General features: G+C 73.0%; 3 protein-coding genes and 1 pseudogene. 1 reads left to right on the top strand and 3 read right to left on the bottom strand.

Annotation, left to right across the window (positions count from 1 at the left end):
• Window positions 1-354 (top strand): annotated as a pseudogene (locus tag ACWEN3_RS43955) (alpha/beta hydrolase); the annotation flags it as partial.
• Between the two features lie 195 nt (window positions 355-549).
• Here ACWEN3_RS43955 and ACWEN3_RS43950 read toward each other — a convergent pair.
• The 3 genes from ACWEN3_RS43950 to ACWEN3_RS43940 all read right to left on the bottom strand — a co-directional run bounded on the left by ACWEN3_RS43950 (window position 550) and on the right by ACWEN3_RS43940 (window position 3,175).
• Window positions 550-936 (bottom strand): DUF2267 domain-containing protein, encoded by a 387-nt coding sequence (locus tag ACWEN3_RS43950; protein ID WP_452983602.1) that lies wholly within the window; start codon window positions 934-936, stop codon window positions 550-552.
• A 349-nt stretch (window positions 937-1,285) separates the two neighbouring features.
• A complete protein-coding gene (locus ACWEN3_RS43945; protein ID WP_452983599.1) occupies window positions 1,286-1,786 on the bottom strand; it encodes an archease in 501 nt (166 codons plus the stop codon).
• 57 nt (window positions 1,787-1,843) lie between these two features.
• Window positions 1,844-3,175, bottom strand: coding sequence for an erythromycin esterase family protein (locus ACWEN3_RS43940; RefSeq protein WP_452983596.1), 1,332 nt, complete (start codon window positions 3,173-3,175; stop codon window positions 1,844-1,846).
• Window positions 3,176-3,364: the final 189 nt, after the last annotated feature.

The following is a 3,364-nucleotide window of genomic DNA, read 5'->3' as shown; positions in this document are numbered from 1 at the left end:
GGAGCAGGCGTTCCAGCCGAAGTGGTGCAGTTCGTTGCCCAGATCGGGCAGCTCGGGCCGGACCGCGTGCTGACCGTGGTGTCGCGCGGCGGGCGGCCCGATCTGACCGGCGACGCCCTGGAGCACGTACGGGCCCCGATCCTGCTCATCGTCGGTGACCAGGACCACGAGGTGCTGAAACTCAACGAGGAGGCGGCCCGGCGGCTGCGTGCCCCGCACTCCCTGTACGTCGTCGCGGGGGCCACCCATCTGTTCGAGGAGCCCGGGGCTCTGGAACAGGTCGCCGACACGGCCAGGCGCTGGTGCGACGAGCGCCTGCGGTCACGGAGCGAGGAGGCGCGGGAACAAGGGTGACGAGGGGGTGTCGTTTGGATCAGGTTGACCGTGAGGAACAGCGCGTGCCGGCCGACCCGAGCGGGGTTTGGTGCGTGCAGCTGCAAGGCGGAGGAGGGACGACGACAACGCCGCAGATGGGCGTGCCGGACCCCGCGGCGCCGGGATGATCCGAACGACACCCCCTAGGTCCTGCCGGCGGGCACGCGGTGGCCGTCAGCTCAGGTCCGGCCGGCCGAAGAGTTCCGCGTAGCTGGTCGGCAGATGTGACAGCAGGTCGCTGACCTGCCCGCCGGAGACCGCGTCGGCGAGGGTGGACAGCACGGCGCTCGCGTCCCACTCCGCGGTGCGCGGCCGGGCGCCCGTCTGCTGGGCCACGCGCCGCAGGAACTCCTCACGTCCGAAGGACTCGACGCAGCCCCGGTCCAGGTGCAGCGCCTCGTCGAGCGGAGCGGGCAGGTGCGCCGCCAGGTCGTCGGCCTCCTCCGGGGTGATCCGCGTGGCGAGCGTCCACAGCACCGCCGTGCTGACGTGCTCGGCCTCCTCCTGGCTCCGGTACTCCCCGCGGTCGCGGACTCGGGTCAGAAACTCCGCCAGCTGCACGGTGACCTCCTGCTGTCGGTCCGCGGACGACCGCGGAGCCTGTCGCCACCCGGGCGACGCCACGGAATGCTTACTCCAGGGTGCGCGGCCACGGCCCCGGCTGCCCGTCGGCGGCGACGGGACAACGGTCGACCCGGCATACGCCCTGGTGGTACGGCACGGAGCCGGCCGAGTACCCGGATGGCCGGCATGCCCGGAGCCGTCCCACCCGGCCGGGTCGTCACGCCACGCGCCCGAGCGAGCCGGCACGGTGGCAGCCTGTGGCCAAGCCGCCCACACGGCCCGGCCGTCACGCCACGCGCCCATAAGTCGGCTCCGCACGCAGGGAGCCGTCCCGCGGGGCCGCCGTTCACACGTCCACGGTCGCCGTGCACGACCACCCGAGCGCGTCCGGCCCGATCCGCACTCCCTGCCAGGAGACGCCCCTGGGTACCGCGCCCGTGATCTCGACGTCCGCGAGGTCGGCGACCGACAGCCGCGCCTCCACTCCGCCGTCGCCGACGGCCGTCACATCCACGTCCACCGGCACCCGGCCCGCCGTCTCCAGCCGGAGGACCACCTCGTCCAGCAGCGCCACCAGCAGGTCCTCGTCCCTGCCCCGGGCCGGCCGTATCCGCTCCACGGCGCGGGGCCGTGCGCCCGAGACGTCCGCGAAGCTGTCCACCATGGCGCGCACGGCCTCCGCCAGGCAGTGCTCCCGGGTGGTGCCCCAGGCCTGCACCCGGGTGTCGGCGCTGTACGGCACCGACCGGTGGCCGCTCTCGCCCTCGCGCCGCGCTCGCAGTTCATCACCGATGTCACCGACCATGACCACCAGGTGTCCCTTCTCCGCCCCGATGGACCGCCCCACGTTCGATTCGGGCGCGCGCCGATGGCAGCAGGGCCCGGATCCGCGCCCCGTCCACCGTCAGACGCCCACGGGCCAAGTCTGCTCCTCCTGGCTCTCGGCGGGCAGGGGGTGCAGCGGAGTGAGGGCCTGCGTGTGGTCCAGGTGGCAGAAGGCGTCGTAGCGCTGGGCCAGGACCGTCGGCACGTAGTTGGCGACCTGCTCGAACCCCGGCCGGTACACCACGCCGATCGCGCGGTGCCCGTGCTCCTGGTGGAACCACTCCGCCCGGCCGGTGAGGGGCGGCCGCTGGAGCTGCACGTGCGGGAAGACGAACAGCGCCCGCGCGCCGGGCAGCGCACGGTGCAGCAGCTCCTCCAGGCTGCCGGAGTGCGCGGGCGGCACGTCCATGACGCGGGGGACGTCGCCCCAGGCGTCGGCGGCGATCACCGTGCCGGTGTACGAGCCGAAACCGACCAGCACCACACCGTCGCCCATGTGCCGTTCGCGGACCAGCTGGCCGACGTTGATCATGCCGGTGTCGGCCATGTCGGTCGCGCGGGCGTCCCCGATGTGGGTGTTGTGCGCCCACACCACCGCCTTGGCCCCGGGACCGTGGTGTTCCATCAACCGGTCCAGGGTGTCGGCCATGTGGCGGTCGCGGATGTTCCAGGACTCGGGCCCGCTGTCGAGCATGGCCCGGTAGTAGCGCTCGGCGCCGGCCAGGACCTCGGCGTTCTGCCGGGCCGCGAACTCGGCGAGGGGCCCGTCGGCCGCCGTCACCTGCGCGGCCCGCTGCCGCAGCTCGGTGAGCAGGGCGACCACCTGCGGCGCGCAGCCCTCGGGCGTCAGCCGGGTGGCCAGCACATAGGAGTGCGGGTCCTCGGCGTACGGCTCGAGGCAGTGGTACGCCTCCAGTGCGGGCTCGACATGGTCGGGGTCGTGCTCGCGGAGATGCCCGAGGACCGCGTGCAGCGATTCCCACAGGCTGTACACGTCCAGGCCGAAGAAGCCGACCCGCTGTCCTGCGGGGCGTCCCTCGTTGTGCCGGCGCAGCCATCGGGTGAAGGCGGCGACGTCGGTGTTGCCCCACATCCAGGCCGGCCAGCGGCGGAAGCCGGCCAGCACCTCCGCGGGATCCTCCGGCGCGTCCGGTGCCCCGACGACCGAGGCGTGCACGGCCTGGCAGTCGGGCCAGTCGCCCTCCACGGCCACGAACGAGAAGCCCTTCTCCTCGATCAGTCGGCGAGTGAGCGCGTCCCGCACCTGGTAGTAGTCGGCGGTGCCGTGGGACGCCTCGCCCAGCAGCACGTAGCGGGCGTCACCGATGCGTTCGAGGAGCGGATCCAGCGACGCCGGACCGGTCAGGGGCAGGGCTTCGTCCAGGATGTGGATCTGGTCGATGTCGGCCACGGCGACTTCCTCTCCCGGGTCTCCGCCAGGGTCCGGCGCCGGGTTCCCGCCCGCGGTCCTTTCAAAACGACGTGGGCCCTGTCCCGGGAGTGGTAGGAGATCGCCGCGGAGCTCGGCGTCAGCAGGCAGGCCGTGCACAAGAAGTACGGGAGGCAGTGATGTTCGAACGCTTCACCAAGGACGCCCGCG

This window comes from Streptomyces sp. NPDC004561, from assembly GCF_053602155.1.
This window is presented reverse-complemented; position numbering and strand designations above follow the sequence as displayed.